This is a genomic window from Thalassospira sp., assembly GCF_048059015.1.
Taxonomy (GTDB): domain Bacteria; phylum Pseudomonadota; class Alphaproteobacteria; order Rhodospirillales; family Thalassospiraceae; genus Thalassospira.
In genome coordinates, this window is record NZ_JBLLNT010000010.1 from 124347 (window position 1) to 138213 (window position 13867).

General features: G+C 53.6%; 14 protein-coding genes. 10 read left to right on the forward strand and 4 right to left on the reverse strand.

All coding sequences use genetic code 11. The features are described 5' to 3' along the window. The first annotated feature begins 43 nt into the window (after positions 1 to 43). The 4 genes from ACMZ66_RS14495 to ACMZ66_RS14510 all read left to right on the forward strand — a co-directional run bounded on the left by ACMZ66_RS14495 (position 44) and on the right by ACMZ66_RS14510 (position 5331). On the forward strand, positions 44 to 1660 hold the full coding sequence (locus ACMZ66_RS14495; RefSeq protein ID WP_416938078.1) for a fumarate hydratase: 1617 nt from the start codon (positions 44 to 46) through the stop codon (positions 1658 to 1660). 155 nt (positions 1661 to 1815) lie between these two features. After that, positions 1816 to 2736, forward strand: coding sequence for a DMT family transporter (locus ACMZ66_RS14500; RefSeq protein WP_416938080.1), 921 nt, complete (start codon positions 1816 to 1818; stop codon positions 2734 to 2736). 236 nt (positions 2737 to 2972) lie between these two features. Next, positions 2973 to 4406, forward strand: coding sequence for a methyl-accepting chemotaxis protein (locus ACMZ66_RS14505; RefSeq protein WP_416938082.1), 1434 nt, complete (start codon positions 2973 to 2975; stop codon positions 4404 to 4406). 94 nt (positions 4407 to 4500) lie between these two features. Continuing rightward, positions 4501 to 5331: a S1/P1 nuclease gene (locus tag ACMZ66_RS14510; RefSeq protein WP_416938084.1), complete on the forward strand. Its 831-nt coding sequence runs from the start codon at positions 4501 to 4503 to the stop codon at positions 5329 to 5331. A 66-nt stretch (positions 5332 to 5397) separates the two neighbouring features. Here ACMZ66_RS14510 and ACMZ66_RS14515 read toward each other — a convergent pair whose 3' ends face one another. Beyond that, entirely contained in the window at positions 5398 to 6441 is a 1044-nt protein-coding gene (locus ACMZ66_RS14515; RefSeq protein ID WP_416938086.1) for an AbrB family transcriptional regulator, read from the reverse strand. Positions 6442 to 6777: 336 nt separating this feature from the next. Here ACMZ66_RS14515 and ACMZ66_RS14520 point away from each other — a divergent pair, with 336 nt between their 5' ends. Both ACMZ66_RS14520 and ACMZ66_RS14525 read left to right on the forward strand, forming a co-directional pair. Then, positions 6778 to 7737, forward strand: a complete 960-nt coding sequence (locus ACMZ66_RS14520; protein WP_416938088.1) for a glycosyltransferase family 2 protein — start codon at positions 6778 to 6780, stop codon at positions 7735 to 7737. Further along, positions 7727 to 8359, forward strand: a complete 633-nt coding sequence (locus ACMZ66_RS14525) for an alpha/beta family hydrolase (protein ID WP_416938090.1) — start codon at positions 7727 to 7729, stop codon at positions 8357 to 8359. The genes ACMZ66_RS14520 and ACMZ66_RS14525 overlap by 11 nt, the downstream gene beginning before the upstream one ends. A 33-nt stretch (positions 8360 to 8392) precedes the next feature. Here the strand turns inward: ACMZ66_RS14525 and ACMZ66_RS14530 are convergent, their stop codons facing one another. From ACMZ66_RS14530 to ACMZ66_RS14540, 3 genes are read right to left on the reverse strand one after another with little or no spacing between them, the layout of a single operon-like run. After that, complete coding sequence (locus ACMZ66_RS14530) at positions 8393 to 8872, reverse strand: YybH family protein (protein ID WP_416938092.1); 480 nt, start codon at positions 8870 to 8872, stop codon at positions 8393 to 8395. Beyond that, entirely contained in the window at positions 8869 to 9354 is a 486-nt protein-coding gene (locus ACMZ66_RS14535; RefSeq protein ID WP_416938093.1) for a VOC family protein, read from the reverse strand. Before ACMZ66_RS14535 ends, ACMZ66_RS14530 begins: the two co-directional genes overlap by 4 nt. Beyond that, positions 9311 to 9748, reverse strand: coding sequence for a VOC family protein (locus ACMZ66_RS14540; protein WP_416938095.1), 438 nt, complete (start codon positions 9746 to 9748; stop codon positions 9311 to 9313). Before ACMZ66_RS14540 ends, ACMZ66_RS14535 begins: the two co-directional genes overlap by 44 nt. A gap of 124 nt (positions 9749 to 9872) precedes the next feature. Here ACMZ66_RS14540 and ACMZ66_RS14545 point away from each other — a divergent pair, with 124 nt between their 5' ends. The 4 genes from ACMZ66_RS14545 to ACMZ66_RS14560 all read left to right on the forward strand — a co-directional run bounded on the left by ACMZ66_RS14545 (position 9873) and on the right by ACMZ66_RS14560 (position 13858). Next, on the forward strand, positions 9873 to 10577 hold the full coding sequence (locus tag ACMZ66_RS14545) for a helix-turn-helix transcriptional regulator (protein WP_416938097.1): 705 nt from the start codon (positions 9873 to 9875) through the stop codon (positions 10575 to 10577). Further along, complete coding sequence (locus ACMZ66_RS14550; RefSeq protein WP_416938099.1) at positions 10561 to 10950, forward strand: TfoX/Sxy family protein; 390 nt, start codon at positions 10561 to 10563, stop codon at positions 10948 to 10950. Before ACMZ66_RS14545 ends, ACMZ66_RS14550 begins: the two co-directional genes overlap by 17 nt. Positions 10951 to 11190: 240 nt before the next feature. After that, a complete protein-coding gene (locus tag ACMZ66_RS14555; RefSeq protein WP_416938100.1) occupies positions 11191 to 13074 on the forward strand; it encodes a putative bifunctional diguanylate cyclase/phosphodiesterase in 1884 nt (627 codons plus the stop codon). 169 nt (positions 13075 to 13243) lie between these two features. Beyond that, the gene (locus ACMZ66_RS14560) at positions 13244 to 13858 is read left to right on the forward strand and encodes a tetratricopeptide repeat protein (RefSeq protein ID WP_416938102.1); all 615 of its coding nucleotides are present in this window, start codon (positions 13244 to 13246) and stop codon (positions 13856 to 13858) included. Positions 13859 to 13867: the final 9 nt, after the last annotated feature.

Sequence of the window (13867 nt, forward strand, 5' to 3'; positions counted from 1 at the left end):
GAAAAACAATCCCACCTTGTTTTGAGAGAGACGAGAGCTTCCCATGAGTGATTTTGTCTATAAACCGATGTTTGAGCAGGGTAAGGACACCACACCTTATCGCAAGATCGGAGATGAAGGTGTTTCGACCGTTGACGTCAATGGCGAGACCTATTTGAAAGTCGAACCCGAAGCGATTGAAAAGCTGACCCTTCAGGCTTTCTTTGATTGCTCGCACCTGCTGCGTCCGGGGCACCTTGAACAGCTTCGCAAAATCCTTGATGACGAAGAAGCCACCCCGAACGACAAGTTCGTGGCGATGGACCTTCTGAAAAACGCTTCCATCGCGTCTGGCGGTGTTTTGCCGATGTGTCAGGATACCGGTACGGCAATCGTCATGGGCAAACGTGGTGGCAAGGTCATCACCAATGGTTCTGATGAAGAAGCGCTTTCCAAAGGTATCTGGCAGGCCTATCAGAAGCACAATCTGCGCTTCTCGCAGGTATCGCCGCAAAACATGTTCGATGAAAAGAACACCGGCTCGAACCTTCCGGCGCAGATTGATCTCTATGCGACCAAGGGCGATGAATACAAATTCATGTTCATGGCAAAGGGGGGCGGTTCTGCCAACAAGACCTTCTTGTTCCAGCAGACCAAGGCACTTCTGAACCCGGAAAGCCTGCGCAAGTTTTTGGATGAGAAAATCCGCACGCTTGGTACCTCGGCGTGCCCGCCCTATCACCTTGCCATCGTTATCGGTGGTACGTCGGCAGAAGCATGCCTTAAAACCGTGAAAATGGCGTCGGCACGTTATTATGACAACCTTCCGACCGAAGGTGGTGATCATGGTCAGGCTTACCGCGATCTCGAATGGGAACAGAAGGTTCTTGAGATGACCCGCGAGATGGGTATTGGCGCGCAGTTCGGCGGCAAGTATTTCTGTCACGACGTGCGTGTGATCCGTCTGCCGCGTCACGGTGCAAGTTGCCCGGTTGGTTTGGGTGTGTCGTGCTCTGCCGACCGTCAGATTCTTGGTAAAATCACCAAGGACGGTATCTTTATCGAGGATCTCGAACATGATCCGGCGAAGTACCTTCCGCAGGTGACGGACGAGCATCTTGATGACGAAGTGGTCAAGGTTGACCTTAACCGTCCGATGGATGAAATCCGCAAGCAACTTTCGCAATATTCGGTCAAAACCCGCCTGTCGCTGACCGGTACCGTGATTGTGGCCCGTGACATCGCGCATGCCAAAATCAAGGAACGCCTTGATGCCGGCGAAGAGATGCCCGAATACCTCAAAAACCATCCGGTATATTATGCCGGTCCGGCAAAAACCCCGGAAGGCATGCCTTCGGGTTCATTCGGCCCGACCACGGCTGGTCGGATGGATGCCTATGTTGAGCAGTTCCAGGCCGCTGGCGGTTCGTTTGTCATGTTGGCGAAGGGTAACCGTTCCAAGGCTGTCAAGGATGCCTGCAACAAGTATGGCGGGTTCTATCTTGGCTCGATCGGTGGTCCGGCAGCGCGCCTTGCGCAGGATTGCATCAAGAAAGTCGAAGTGCACGAATATCCGGAACTTGGCATGGAAGCCGTCTGGAAAATCGAAGTGGAAGACTTCCCGGCCTTCATCGTTATCGATGACAAGGGCAACGATTTCTTCTCTGAATTCGGTATCTGATTTCGGCCTGATCCAAGTGATTTGGCCAAAACGGCGCAGGGGAAACCTTGCGCCGTTTTTTGTTTGCATAGCTGACCCGTGGTCAAAGGTCTTGCCGTATGCCGGCTCGCATGGTCTGATTTGGGCAAAATCAAACCTTTATCGGAAAATCTGATATGTCTGAAACTTCCGCGCTTCGTGCCACCAGTACTGCGGAAAGCCGACTTGTTGGTGTCACATCAGCGCTTGCCACGGTGTTTATCTGGGCGGGTTGGCTGATTGCGACCCGCTATGCCATGACATCAAGCTTTACGGCTGTCGATATCGGCCTTTTGCGCTTTGTCGTGCCGTTTGTTCTGTTGGCACCGATCTGGATTAAAAAAGGCATCTGGCCCAAGGGGCTTTCGATTGCCAATGGTCTTCTGATGCTTGTTGGCTCCGGGGCGTTTTATACGCTCATGGTTGCCAGTGCCCTGCAATTCGTCCCGGCAAGCCACGTTGGCATTCTTTTGCCCGGCGTTATGGCCGTTTGGGCAGTCTTGATTGCCGTCATCATGTTTGGCGAACGACCGGGCAAGGTCCGGATTGCCGGTTACGGAGCCGTCATCATCGGCGTGTTGTCACTTGTTGCCCTAAAGCCCGCCGGTGTCATCAGTAGTGAGATACTGTTGGGCTATGGTCTTGTGTCGGCCGGTGCATTCATGTGGGCGTGCTATACCCATGCCATGCGTCAAAGTGGCCTCGGTGCGCTTGAGGCAGCGGCATTTGTTGGCTTCTGGTCGTTTGTCATTATGGCGATCATTGCCCTGTTTACCGGAACCACCCTTGGCGACGCACCGGTTGGTGATGTGATGATGTTGCTGACCGCTCAGGGGCTTTTGGCGGGTTGTGTTGCCGTGATCACCTATGGCCTTGCCGTACGTCACATTGGTTCAACCGGGGCTTCTGCATTTGGTGCCATGACCCCCGCACTCACTGCACTTGGCGGTGTGGTTCTGCTGGGCGAGCAGGGCAATCTTGCCTTGGCGCTTGCGGTGGTTCTTGTGATTTTGGGCGTGATGATCGCATCAGGAGTGTTTCGGCGTAAGAAACACTAAGCCCTTCTGAGAAAAGAACGTTTTGTCAAAGGGCGCTGCGCCCGACATCAAAACAGCAATAAATTGTGTTGCACACGCGAAATGTTCTTTTCGCGTGTGCAGCGTTACGCTAATATACAGGCTGTGAAGGCAACGGAGCCATTCACGTATAAGTTTTATCGACAAGCAACGAGGCTTGTGCAACTTGGTCGGTATCCCATCAGGGTGCCGGGTGGTTTTAGCCTCGGAGTATCAACATGTTTGCCGGTTTCATTCGTTCCGTATCCCCCGAAAATGATCGCGAAACAGGCCGCCCCGCAAAGGGTGCTGCTTTGGCTGATATCTTGCGTTTGTTGCGCACGGTAAGCGCCGTTGCCGATGACGCAAGCGAACGCAATGTCGCGATTGCCAAAATCCTTGATGCGGTCTGTGAGTACTGCAAATGGCCGGTTGGGCATGCCTACCTGCGTGATGGTGATCAATTGTCATCAGCCGGGATCTGGTCGATCAGCGCGTCTATTGCCGACTACGAAATCGCCGAGTTCCGTAAACAATCCGAAGCAACCGTATTTGCCCTTGGTCAGGGCCTTATTGGATCGGTCGCCGCCAATGGCGCCGCAGTTTGCATTGCCGATGTTACGGTGAAAGACGGGTTCCTGCGCGCCAAATCAGCTGCACGTAATGGATTGCGGGGGTGCTTTGCGCTTCCGGTCAAACTGTCGGGTGCCACGGTTGGCGTGATTGAGTTCTTTAGTCCCGAGACGGCCAAGCTTGATGCTGAAATGCTTGAGCTTCTGGGATTTGTCGGTGGGCAAGTTGCCCGCGTGCTTGAGCGTGAAGACGTTCTGAATTCGCGCGAACAATTGGCCTCAGACTTTGAAAGCCAGGTGCAGGGCACGGTCGGCATGCTAGGCGCTGCCGTGGCGCAAATGCGCAGTGCCCTTGATGTCTTGGGCGATAGTAATGACCAGACACGTATTTGCAGCGATGGCATTGATCAGGCAGCGACCCGTGCACTTTCAAAAATCGAAAATGTCGCCGATCAGATGGAAACCCTTAAACGCCAATTGGTCACCGTTGGTGCCGATGCAGCCGAAACGGTCAAAACCACCCATGATATCGGACAGCAGGCACGCGATATGCGCGATGGCTTTGCCACGCTTCAGACGCGTGCAGCGGATGCGGAAAAGATGCTTGCATCCATCTCGGCCATTGCCGCACAAACCAAGATGCTTGGCCTGAATGCCTCGATCGAGGCCGCCCGCGTTGGCGAAGCTGGCAAGGGATTTGCGATTGTCGCCAAGGAAGTCAAAGCCCTTGCCGGACAATCAGCCAGTGCAACCGATGAAATTTCACGTTGGATGAGCTCTATGCTTGATGCGGTCGCCAAAGCCGGTGGCGACATCGAAACCATTGCGCTTGCCATGGATGATCTGCAAACGCGTGCGGAGGCAACCGCATCACAAACCGAACAGCAGGCGGGTATCTGTATTTCAGTGGCAACCGATGCAGATGCAGCCGTTGGCGAAGCCCGCTTGGTAGGCGAAAGTGTTGCTGAAATCACCGCGGCCATTGGCCATAGCGAAACGGTTTCAAGTGAACTCGGTGATGCGGCCAAAAACCTTGAGGCCCAAGGGGCAGAGCTCAGCACCCGGGTTGAAGGATTTGTCGGCAAAATTCTTGCGATGTAGATATCCCGTTCACTTGCCATCAAGGCAGCTCTGCCATTTAATAGCCCGCGAATTGGGGTTTAAAAAATGGCACCTGTAAAACGGGATAACGTGCATGAATATCAAATCAATGATCTTTGCCTCTGCAACCATGGTTGCGGGCATATCGGGCCTGCCCAATTCGGCCAGTGCGTGGGATGCGGACGATCATCGGGTCGTTTGTGAGGTCGCCCATATCCTGACGGATCCTTCTATTGGTGCCTTTGTCGATGACATTTTGGTCGCCGATGCCAATGCGGATGGTTGTCTTTGGGCGGACAAGGTTGCCGAAACCGACGATTACGCCTGGAGCCGTGAAAACCATTTCATCAATGTTCCAGCAGATGCGACAAGCATTGACATGACCCGTGATTGCCCGGTCGAGTTCATTTCTGGCGAGGGCGGACCGCGCAGTTGCGTTGTGGATGCGGTGAACTTTTATGCCCATCAGATCGCGGCGACGGATGTCGATAATGCACAAAAGGCGATTGCGCTTAAATTCCTTGGCAGTTTGATGGCGGACCTGCATCAGCCGTTTAATGTTGGCGGGGCACTGGATCGCACCGTTTCTGTCAATGGAATGGAAACGACTTTGTCAGCACTGGTTGATCAGGCGAAGCCAGAAGGAAGCAGTTCCGATTGGGAACGTGCGGTCAGCGAGTTTGCCGCAGCGATTCCGGTTGCAAACCTTGCAGCTTATGCCAACGGCAATGCGGTTGATTGGGCCAACGAGAGCTTGCTGCTCGCGCGGTCACTTTCGGAAAGCGCAGAGAAAGCTAATGACGTGCTTGATGATGCCGCGCAAGAGAACCTTCGCACAGAGGTTAACTTGCAACTGACGAAGGCTGCTGTTCGCTTGGCAAGAACGATTGAAGCTGCAGCGGCGCGCTATCAGGCCGCTAAATAGAAGCCGCTTCGGAACGTAACATTAAATAGGGGAAAGACGTGATTAAGCGTCTTTCCCTTTTTTGTTTTACAGACCCAGTGGGCGTTCTGCATCAAACTTCGGTGATCGTTTGGCGATGAACCGCGCCAGCGATGGGCCGAACGCCAGAACAGCAAAGAAGCGTGTGGCCTGTAACACCAAGATGAATGACAGATCGACATTGGTGCTGGCAGCAATAATGGCAACTGAATCAAGCCCGCCGGGGCTGGTGGCCAAATATGCCGTCAGCGGATCAACATCCATAAAGATCACAAGCAATACTGATATTCCCGCACAGAAGCCGATCAGAACAAATATCGACAGCAACACTTTCGGGAATGCACGCGCGGCATAGCGCAATACGGGCGGGGTGAATTTAAGCCCGATCACCCAGCCGATCATTGCGTAGGTCAGGCCCAAGAACCATTCAGGCAGAACAACATCAATGACGCCAAGAAGATGCAGGACCATCGTGATAATGATGGGCACTAGAAGTGTACCCGATGGTAGGCGGGATTTCGCGCCGACAACACAGGTTGCAACAACTAGTGCAAGTGTCAGGGCAAAGCCGCCTATATCAAGCGGTGGAAACCAGTTGGCGGCACCCATCTGTGCGGCAATGGCCGGATCAACCCAGAAATTGGCGACACTTGATGCCACACCAACGACGATCACGACGCGCACATATTGCATGAAGGCGACAAGCCTTGCATCCGCGCCAAAGGCCTCAGCCATGATCACCATGGCGGATGCAGCACCAGGTGATGATCCCCAGATGCCAGCGGTGCCCGGCAGTACCTGTTTGATGCAAAGAACCCAACCCAAAAAGCTGCTGGCGAGAAGTGTTAGCGTTGTGACGCCAAGGATCATCGGCCAGTCATGGGCAAAGGAAGTCAGGATGCCCACGGTCATTGACCCGCCAATCATCACGCCAAGTACAGACTGGGCGCCAAGATAAAGGGGCTTTGGCGGGGTTATGGTTGCGCCATTGGTTCCCATGACAATACCAATGATCATCGGGCCGACTAACAGGGCTGCGGGCACATGATAATGATGAAGGAAAGCCGATAGCAGGAGGGATATGCTGACCATCAACATCCATTGAATGGTCTTGGGCAAACGGCCAAGCCGTTCTTTCGGGGGCCAGGCGGGTCTTTCCAAATGATCTGGTGACACGATTGGGGCCTTTGCAAAAAGGGACAGGCACGGCATCGCGGGCGGCGCGATTGGATAGTTTATCGACAAACGGAGCGTGTCGATGCGGTGGGGTTTGCAATTATAGCCTTAAAGCATAAGAAGAATCGAGCGTTGCCTGCGGCGCTGCAGCATACGTGCCGCTTGTGTCGATTGCGTTTGGACAGAGGCGACCAAGTTTCGTATTAGTTTGAGACAACGCGCAAACGCATGAAGCGGCATACGGGGGACAACGTGCCAAAGATATCCTTTGTTATCACGGTCTATAACAAGGCACCGTTTCTGCCGTCAGTGATTGAGGGGCTAAAGGCGCAAACCGGTTCGTTTGAGCGTGAATTCATCTTTATCGATGATGGTTCAAGTGACGCATCTGTTGACGTGATTCGCAGCAAAACTGCGGGAATGGAAAACGTTCGGATCGTTGCGCAGGACAACCATGGGCCTGCGATCGCGACAAATAATGCAGTCGGGATTGCGACGGGCGACTGGATCAAACTTGTTGATTCCGATGATGTGCTTGCACCCTATTGTTCTGAGCTGTTGTTGAAAAATGCGCTGGCGCACGATCTGGATTTCATCTTTGGTTCGGCTGATTACTACAAGATGGAAGCCGGGCCGGTTTTTCCAGCAACTGACATAGATACGCTTGAAACGATCCTGTTTGCGGATCCGCTGTTCACGGTTGTGGATCGCGGTTTTGCCCGTGTCAGCCATTGCATGTTTAAAAAGGAAGTTTTCGAGCGCGCAGGCGGTTGTGACCCGCGCATTTTCTCGCAAGACCACAGTCTATTCATTCGACTGTCGGCCTCGGGCAAGCTTGGGCAAATCAAACACGTAGTCTGTTTAGGGCCGGAAGATGAACCTGGACGGATCATGAATAATCAGGCGCAAGTTATCCATGATGCCAGCATCGCACTGGCCTATTTCGCCAAGGACCATCCAGAGATCGCGTCGGAAAAGAAAAAGCTGATCGCCAAGAAAGTGCTGTCGCGCATTCGGAAATGGGAAAAGAAAGAGCTCAAGATCGGCGGATTTGGCCCTGCTGGCAGGCAGTATCTTCTTTCACGGTTGGGATTGGTTCCTGGCGGGGAAGAGCTGGTTTCGCTGTGTGGTGCGTTCGCTACCAATGCAAAACTGCGCATCCCGACCAGAACCGCGTTGCCGCCGTTAAAGGACATCACCAATGACGACTGAACCGATTGCGTTTTTGTTTGATGGGGATGAGGCATCCGGGCTGACTGTTGTACTGGCGCACGGGGCTGGGGCGCCGATGGATAGCCCGTTTATGGATGCGATGGCAGCCGAGATTGCCAAGTTGGGATTGCGCGTTGCGCGGTTTGAATTTTCCTATATGGCCAAGCGTCGCGTTGATGGCAAACAGCGTGGGCCGGATCGTGCACCGGTTTTGATTGAGTATTATGGCGACGTCGTCCGGCAGCTTGGTGATCCGGCAAAGCTGATCATTGGCGGAAAATCGATGGGTGGGCGCATTGCCAGCATGGTGGCAGATGACCTTGGGGTGGCAGGGCTTGTGTGCCTTGGCTATCCATTTCATCCGCCGGGAAAACCAGAGAACCTTCGGACCGAGCATCTCAAGGGCATGAAAACACCGGCGCTGATCTGTCATGGGACGCGTGATCCATTTGGCAGTCCTGACGAGATTGCAGGCTATGGCCTGTCTGATCAGATTGCGATGCATTGGGTTGCTGACGGCAATCATGATTTCGCCGCGCGCAAAAAATCTGGTCATACGCAGGAAGGCAATATCGCCGAAGCAGCGGCGGCTATTGCGGCTTTTGCCAAAGGAAAAGGGTGACGCGTTAAACGTCACCCTTCGAAGCCCGCAGCCTTACTGGGTTAACAGTGCGCCATATGGATCATCGAGAACAATGCGCCAGGAATTATCCGCTTGGCGTCTCAGCACAGAAACAGAAAGTCCACTGTCACTGATCGCAGTGCCATCGGGTGCGGTCCCCTTCATATCCCATGGGGCGATATGAAGGGCGGTGTCACCGGTGACGACGACCTTGTGCCCGCCGTAATCAAAGGCGGGATTGATGGCAAAGAACTGGGTGAACTGTTCGCGGATGTTTGAGGCGCCGCTGGTTGGTTTACCCGGCTCAAAGCTGATGACGGCATCATGGTTGTAATGGGCCAGGACAGCTTCAATGTCGCGATGTTCAAACGCGCGGGTCATTGAAAGCACGGTATCAAGAACTTGTTTTTGCGTTTCGGTCATGGGGCTTTCCGTTTCGGTTGCGGCTGCCGGGCGCGAAAAGCCCAGCAGAATTAGAGTGATCAGGGTCGGGATCACAAGGCGGCTTTTCATGATGCGTCATCCTTGTCCGGAGCGTAGCAAACGGCCTCGATATTCACGCCGTCCGGATCAAGGATGAAGGCACCGTAATAGTTTTCGCCGTAATGGGGGCGTAGTCCCGGTGCGCCGTTATCTGTTCCACCTGCGGTAAGGGCCGCAGCATGGAAAGCATCAACGGTTTTGCGGTCCTTGGCGCGGAACGCCACATGGGTCATGTGACGGTCCGCCTTCATCAGGCCACCCAGCCAAAAGGCCGGGCCGCTTTCATTGCCAAAACCAACAAAATCTGTGGTGCCGGTAACATCGGCACTTTCTTCGTATTGGATGCTGACACCCAGTGGGGCAAGGGTGGCAACATAGAAGGCCTTTGATTTCTCAAAGTCGCTTACTGGAATAGAAACATGGTCAAGAATTATTGGGGCGTTCTTTCGGTTTGGTGAGCGAGAGGGATCAGGCGAGAGCTTTGTCGCCTGCTTCTGTGAATTGTTGGGCATATTCCGGGGCGAGTTCGGCGGTGGGGCTGCCGATATCGATGCGAATGCCATTGGGATCAAGAAGGGCGAAATGGCGCTGGCCCCACGGTTCGTCGCGTAGTTCCATCGCAAACTCGAAACCCGCTTTGCTGAGGTCTTCGGCAGCATCGCTTGCTTCGGGGACTTCGAGGCCCAAAATGGTGCCTTCGCCCATTGTTGGGGAGTGGAAGATTTCAGGTTGGCTTTCATGACCGGGTTTCATCAGGCCCAATTGAACCGACGGTGCAGTTGGCCAGACAAGCTGGCAATACCAGTCGCCATCAAAGACGGGGGTAAAGCCGAGTTTCTTGTAAAAAGCACGGGTTTGCGTGAACTTCTCGGTGGTGATGATCTGAAACGCGTTGGTGACTTTCATCGTCATGCTCCTGACATTGATGTTAAATCCTGTCCCGATTTCGCAATGGTTGCACATCCCTCCTGACAGGAGCCTGTCAGGAGCGGTATGATAATTTTCAGGGCAGGATGACGAAGGAGCGATCATGAGAAGGGCCGACCGATTATTTCGCCTTGTTCAAATCTTGCGCCGCCGGAAATTGTGCCGGGCATGCGATTTGGCCGAGGAACTGGAAGTTTCCGAACGTACGATTTACCGCGATATTCGCGACCTTGCCGCATCGGGTGTCCCGGTGGAGGGCGAGGCCGGTGTCGGCTATATCCTGCGTGATGGATATGACCTGCCGCCATTGATGTTTGACGCCGACGAGATCGAGGCATTGGTGGTTGCTGCACGCATGGTGCAAAGCTGGACCGATCCGCAAATGGCGCGTGCAGCAGGCGATGCACTCACCAAGATCGAGGCTGTCTTACCTGAAAAGATGCGCGGTCTTGTGGGTGGCGTGCCGATTGCGGTGGCCGAAATCGCGCAAGAACCAATCGCGATTTCCATGCCGGACCTAAGACGGGCTATTCGCGAACGCAATCTGGTCGATCTTAATTACACCGATGCCAAGGGCGACAATACCAAACGTCGTGTCTGGCCACTTGGTATGCTGTTTTTTGGCAGCACCTGGCTTTTGGCCTGCTGGTGCGAATTGCGAGAGGCATTCCGTGTGTTTCGGGCCGATCGTATCCACAGCATGGAAATCTTGACCACCCGCTTTAAGCCGGTTCCGGGGCGCTCCTTGCGCGACTATCTGATTTCCGAAGGGGTAGAGGGCGAAATACTCAATGGCATCGGTCGATAACGAGTTTGTTCTGACGGTTTCAGAACTTCTGGCATCCCTTGGCCATATTCGTCCCAAGCGGATGTTTGGTGGTTTCGGGCTTTATTGCGATGGCGTGTTCTTTGCCATCATTGCTGATGATGTGTTGTATCTCAAAGGTGATGCGCAAACGAAGGATGCCTATGACGTCATGGGAATGGCGCCATTTGTGGTGCCATCCGGGCGGGCGCAGACGCTTTCATATTTTGAAGTGCCCGGTGAATGGCTTGAGGAGGGGGATCAGTTGATCGAGTTTGCCCATATGGCACTTGGTGCGGCCAACCGTGCGCAGGCGATTAAGGATGAAAAGCCGGTCAAATCCCGAAAGCCCAAAGCTGCGAAATCCGGGGGCTGAGAGCTGTTTTCCGCGATACGGTTCGCAAGCATGATCTTATGAAGTTGTATTTCCCCAGAAAAATTCGATTTTTTTGATGTACAAGGCATTCCGGGCTGAACTGGGGATGTTCGGGTTGATGTTTTCTGTGTAGTATTTTTTATGACATAGAACGCATTAGGTTTCTGATTGGTGGCATCGGGACATTTTTGGCACAGCGTTGCCGAGATCACAAAGGTACATACAGACAAGCCGGAGCTGATGCGTGCCCAGGTAAATGCACTGTCACGCCAGATCCCGGTTCTTTACATGCTGTTGCTGGCCAACGCGGTGGCGCTGGCCTACACCCATTACGGTGTCGCCCCGGACTGGATGACAATTTATGCCGTCGTCATTCTGGGTGCGATCTGTATCGTTCGTGCAATCGCATGGAGCCGCGCACGGGTTGATCTTGATAATGTCGATGCCTGTATCAAACATCTGAAACGCATCAGGGTTTTGGCGATTGCCGTTGCGGTACTGTTTACCGCATGGGCCATCACAATGTTTGGCTATGGCGATGCCTATCAACAGGGGCATGTCGCCTATTTCATATCAATCACGGTTGTTGGCTGTATTTTCTGTTTGGTGAATTTTCCACCAGCCGCCCTGTTGGTGGTTGTGATTGTTCTGGGCACCTTTGTGCTTTTCTTTGGCTTTAGCGGCAACGAGGTCTATGTCGCGATTGCGGTCAATATGGCGCTGGTGTCGGTCATGATTGTTCAAATCATCCGCAGCTTTTACGCCAATTTCGCGGGCCTGATCGATACCCAGCACGACCTCGAAGCGCAGCACAAAACAACCATTGAGCTTTCCCGTCAGAACGAAGCATTGGCATTGATTGATCCGCTGACCGGACTTTCAAACCGTCGGGCATTCTTTGCCAAGCTTGATGAAACTGTTGCGCAAACCAACAAAGGTGATCGGTTTGCTGTCGCCATGATCGATCTTGACGGGTTCAAACCCGTCAATGATGTGCATGGCCATCCGGCAGGCGATGAGTTGCTCATGCAAGCAGGTGAACGCCTGCGTGCGGTTTTGGGGTCGGATACGTTGTTGGCCCGGCTGGGCGGGGATGAGTTCGGCATTATCCTGCGCCCATATGAAGATGCGATGGAACTGATCGAGCTTGGCACAAAGTTGTGTCAGGCGCTTAATCGCCCCTTTGTGCTTAGCGGCGGAACGGTTCAGGTTTCGGCATCACTTGGACTTGCGACTTATCCGATTGTCGCGCGCAGCTCAAACGGGCTGTTTGAACGCGCGGATTTTGCGCTTTATCACGCCAAAAAGAACTGCCCGGGCGAGGCCGTTTTGTTCGCTGCCCACCATGAAACCTTGATCCGTCATGATTCCCAGATTGAACAGGCACTGCGCAAAGCCGACCTATCAACGGAGCTTAGCCTGCATTACCAGCCGGTTTTTGACATCGAAACCGGATTGGTCAATTCGGTCGAAGCCCTTGCGCGCTGGGACAATGTTCAGATGGGGCGGATATCGCCCGGAACGTTTTTCCCGGTCGCAGAAAAGACAGGACAGGTTGGATTCTTAACCAGGGTTCTGTTCGAAAAGCTTCTGGTCGATATGGCATCCTGGGGCAATGAAGTGCCGGTTTCCTTTAACCTGTCTGCGCGCGATATCGTTTTGTCAGATACGGTTGAATGGCTGATTGACGAAATTAAGGATCACGGAATTGATCCCAAACGGCTGACATTCGAGGTTACCGAAACCGCGTTCTTGCGTGACTTCGCGGCTGCCCGCACCAGCATCCGATATTTGCGTGAGCATGGCGCACGCATTGCCCTTGATGATTTCGGCATTGGCTATTCCAGCTTGCGTTACGTGCATGAGCTGGAATTTGACGTGTTGAAGGTGGATCGTAGCTTCGTGACGCCATTGGCCAACAACAAGCGCAGCCGCCGGATCGTCAAAACCGTGATCGATATGTGCATCAATCTTGGCATTGACTGTGTGCTTGAGGGGGTTGAAACCGATACCCAACGCGACACGATCATTGGTTTGGGGGGCAGATTGATGCAGGGCTATTACTTTGCTCGTCCAAGCCGCGTGCCTGCGATGGATGCGCTGACTGAAACCTTTCAGTCCTAAACTTGCTTCATTGTCTGGGCGCAAATAAATCCTGTTGAAAGTGATTGCGGGCGACTCGGTTAATAATCCCGCAACCAGATAGCGTTACTCTGTGTCACACGGGGCCATCGAATGTTTCAAAAAGCACGGTGTTCGGTCCCGAATTTCAGCGGGAACGGGGCGTTTGACAATGTCATCGCAGACACAGGTTTCACAGTCATTTGGAATGGCCGTTGCGGGCGAGATTGATCTTGCGCCCGAAATTCGTGATCGTCTGCGAAGCTTGATTGATGGCCTGCCTGATCAACCCGCCAGATTGCGTGTTCTTGGTCATGTCCTGCTTGATCTCGGGCTAAGCGAACTTGCGCTAAATGCCTTTGGCCGTGCACTTTTGCTTGATGATCTTGATGCGGCGACGCATTTGGGGCTGACGCGGGTCTATATTCAGCTGGGGCGTCGTGAGACCGGCCTTGAACATCTGGAAATTGCCATAAGCCTGCGCCCTGATGCACGTGAATTGCGCATCTTGGCCGCCGATCTATTGGGCTGCCGCGATAAGATGCGCGCCCTTGATCAATTGGGTAGTGTTTTGGCTGCTGAGCCAGATCATGCAGGTGCACGCAAGGGCCTTGCCAATCTGGTCCGGACCGTTATTGCCGGACGCATTCAGGCAAAGCGTGAAATTGTCATTCGTGAACGTCCGGAAACCATCGTTGATCACAGCCAGTTTGTCTGGGGTGATGCCGAGCCGTTTGGCGATCTTATCCGTTCATCCGTGGGACGTGCGCGCTACACCACGCAATAGCCTTGCGTG

Coding starts and splice junctions, on each gene's coding strand:
- ACMZ66_RS14495 (WP_416938078.1), top strand. CDS start 44: ATGAGTGATTTTGTCTATAAACCGATGTTTGAGCAGGGTAAGGACACC.
- ACMZ66_RS14500 (WP_416938080.1), top strand. CDS start 1,816: ATGTCTGAAACTTCCGCGCTTCGTGCCACCAGTACTGCGGAAAGCCGA.
- ACMZ66_RS14505 (WP_416938082.1), top strand. CDS start 2,973: ATGTTTGCCGGTTTCATTCGTTCCGTATCCCCCGAAAATGATCGCGAA.
- ACMZ66_RS14510 (WP_416938084.1), top strand. CDS start 4,501: ATGAATATCAAATCAATGATCTTTGCCTCTGCAACCATGGTTGCGGGC.
- ACMZ66_RS14515 (WP_416938086.1), bottom strand. CDS start 6,441: ATGGTCAGCATATCCCTCCTGCTATCGGCTTTCCTTCATCATTATCAT.
- ACMZ66_RS14525 (WP_416938090.1), top strand. CDS start 7,727: ATGACGACTGAACCGATTGCGTTTTTGTTTGATGGGGATGAGGCATCC.
- ACMZ66_RS14530 (WP_416938092.1), bottom strand. CDS start 8,872: ATGAAAAGCCGCCTTGTGATCCCGACCCTGATCACTCTAATTCTGCTG.
- ACMZ66_RS14535 (WP_416938093.1), bottom strand. CDS start 9,354: ATGCCCAACAATTCACAGAAGCAGGCGACAAAGCTCTCGCCTGATCCC.
- ACMZ66_RS14540 (WP_416938095.1), bottom strand. CDS start 9,748: ATGAAAGTCACCAACGCGTTTCAGATCATCACCACCGAGAAGTTCACG.
- ACMZ66_RS14545 (WP_416938097.1), top strand. CDS start 9,873: ATGAGAAGGGCCGACCGATTATTTCGCCTTGTTCAAATCTTGCGCCGC.
- ACMZ66_RS14550 (WP_416938099.1), top strand. CDS start 10,561: ATGGCATCGGTCGATAACGAGTTTGTTCTGACGGTTTCAGAACTTCTG.
- ACMZ66_RS14555 (WP_416938100.1), top strand. CDS start 11,191: ATGCGTGCCCAGGTAAATGCACTGTCACGCCAGATCCCGGTTCTTTAC.
- ACMZ66_RS14560 (WP_416938102.1), top strand. CDS start 13,244: ATGTCATCGCAGACACAGGTTTCACAGTCATTTGGAATGGCCGTTGCG.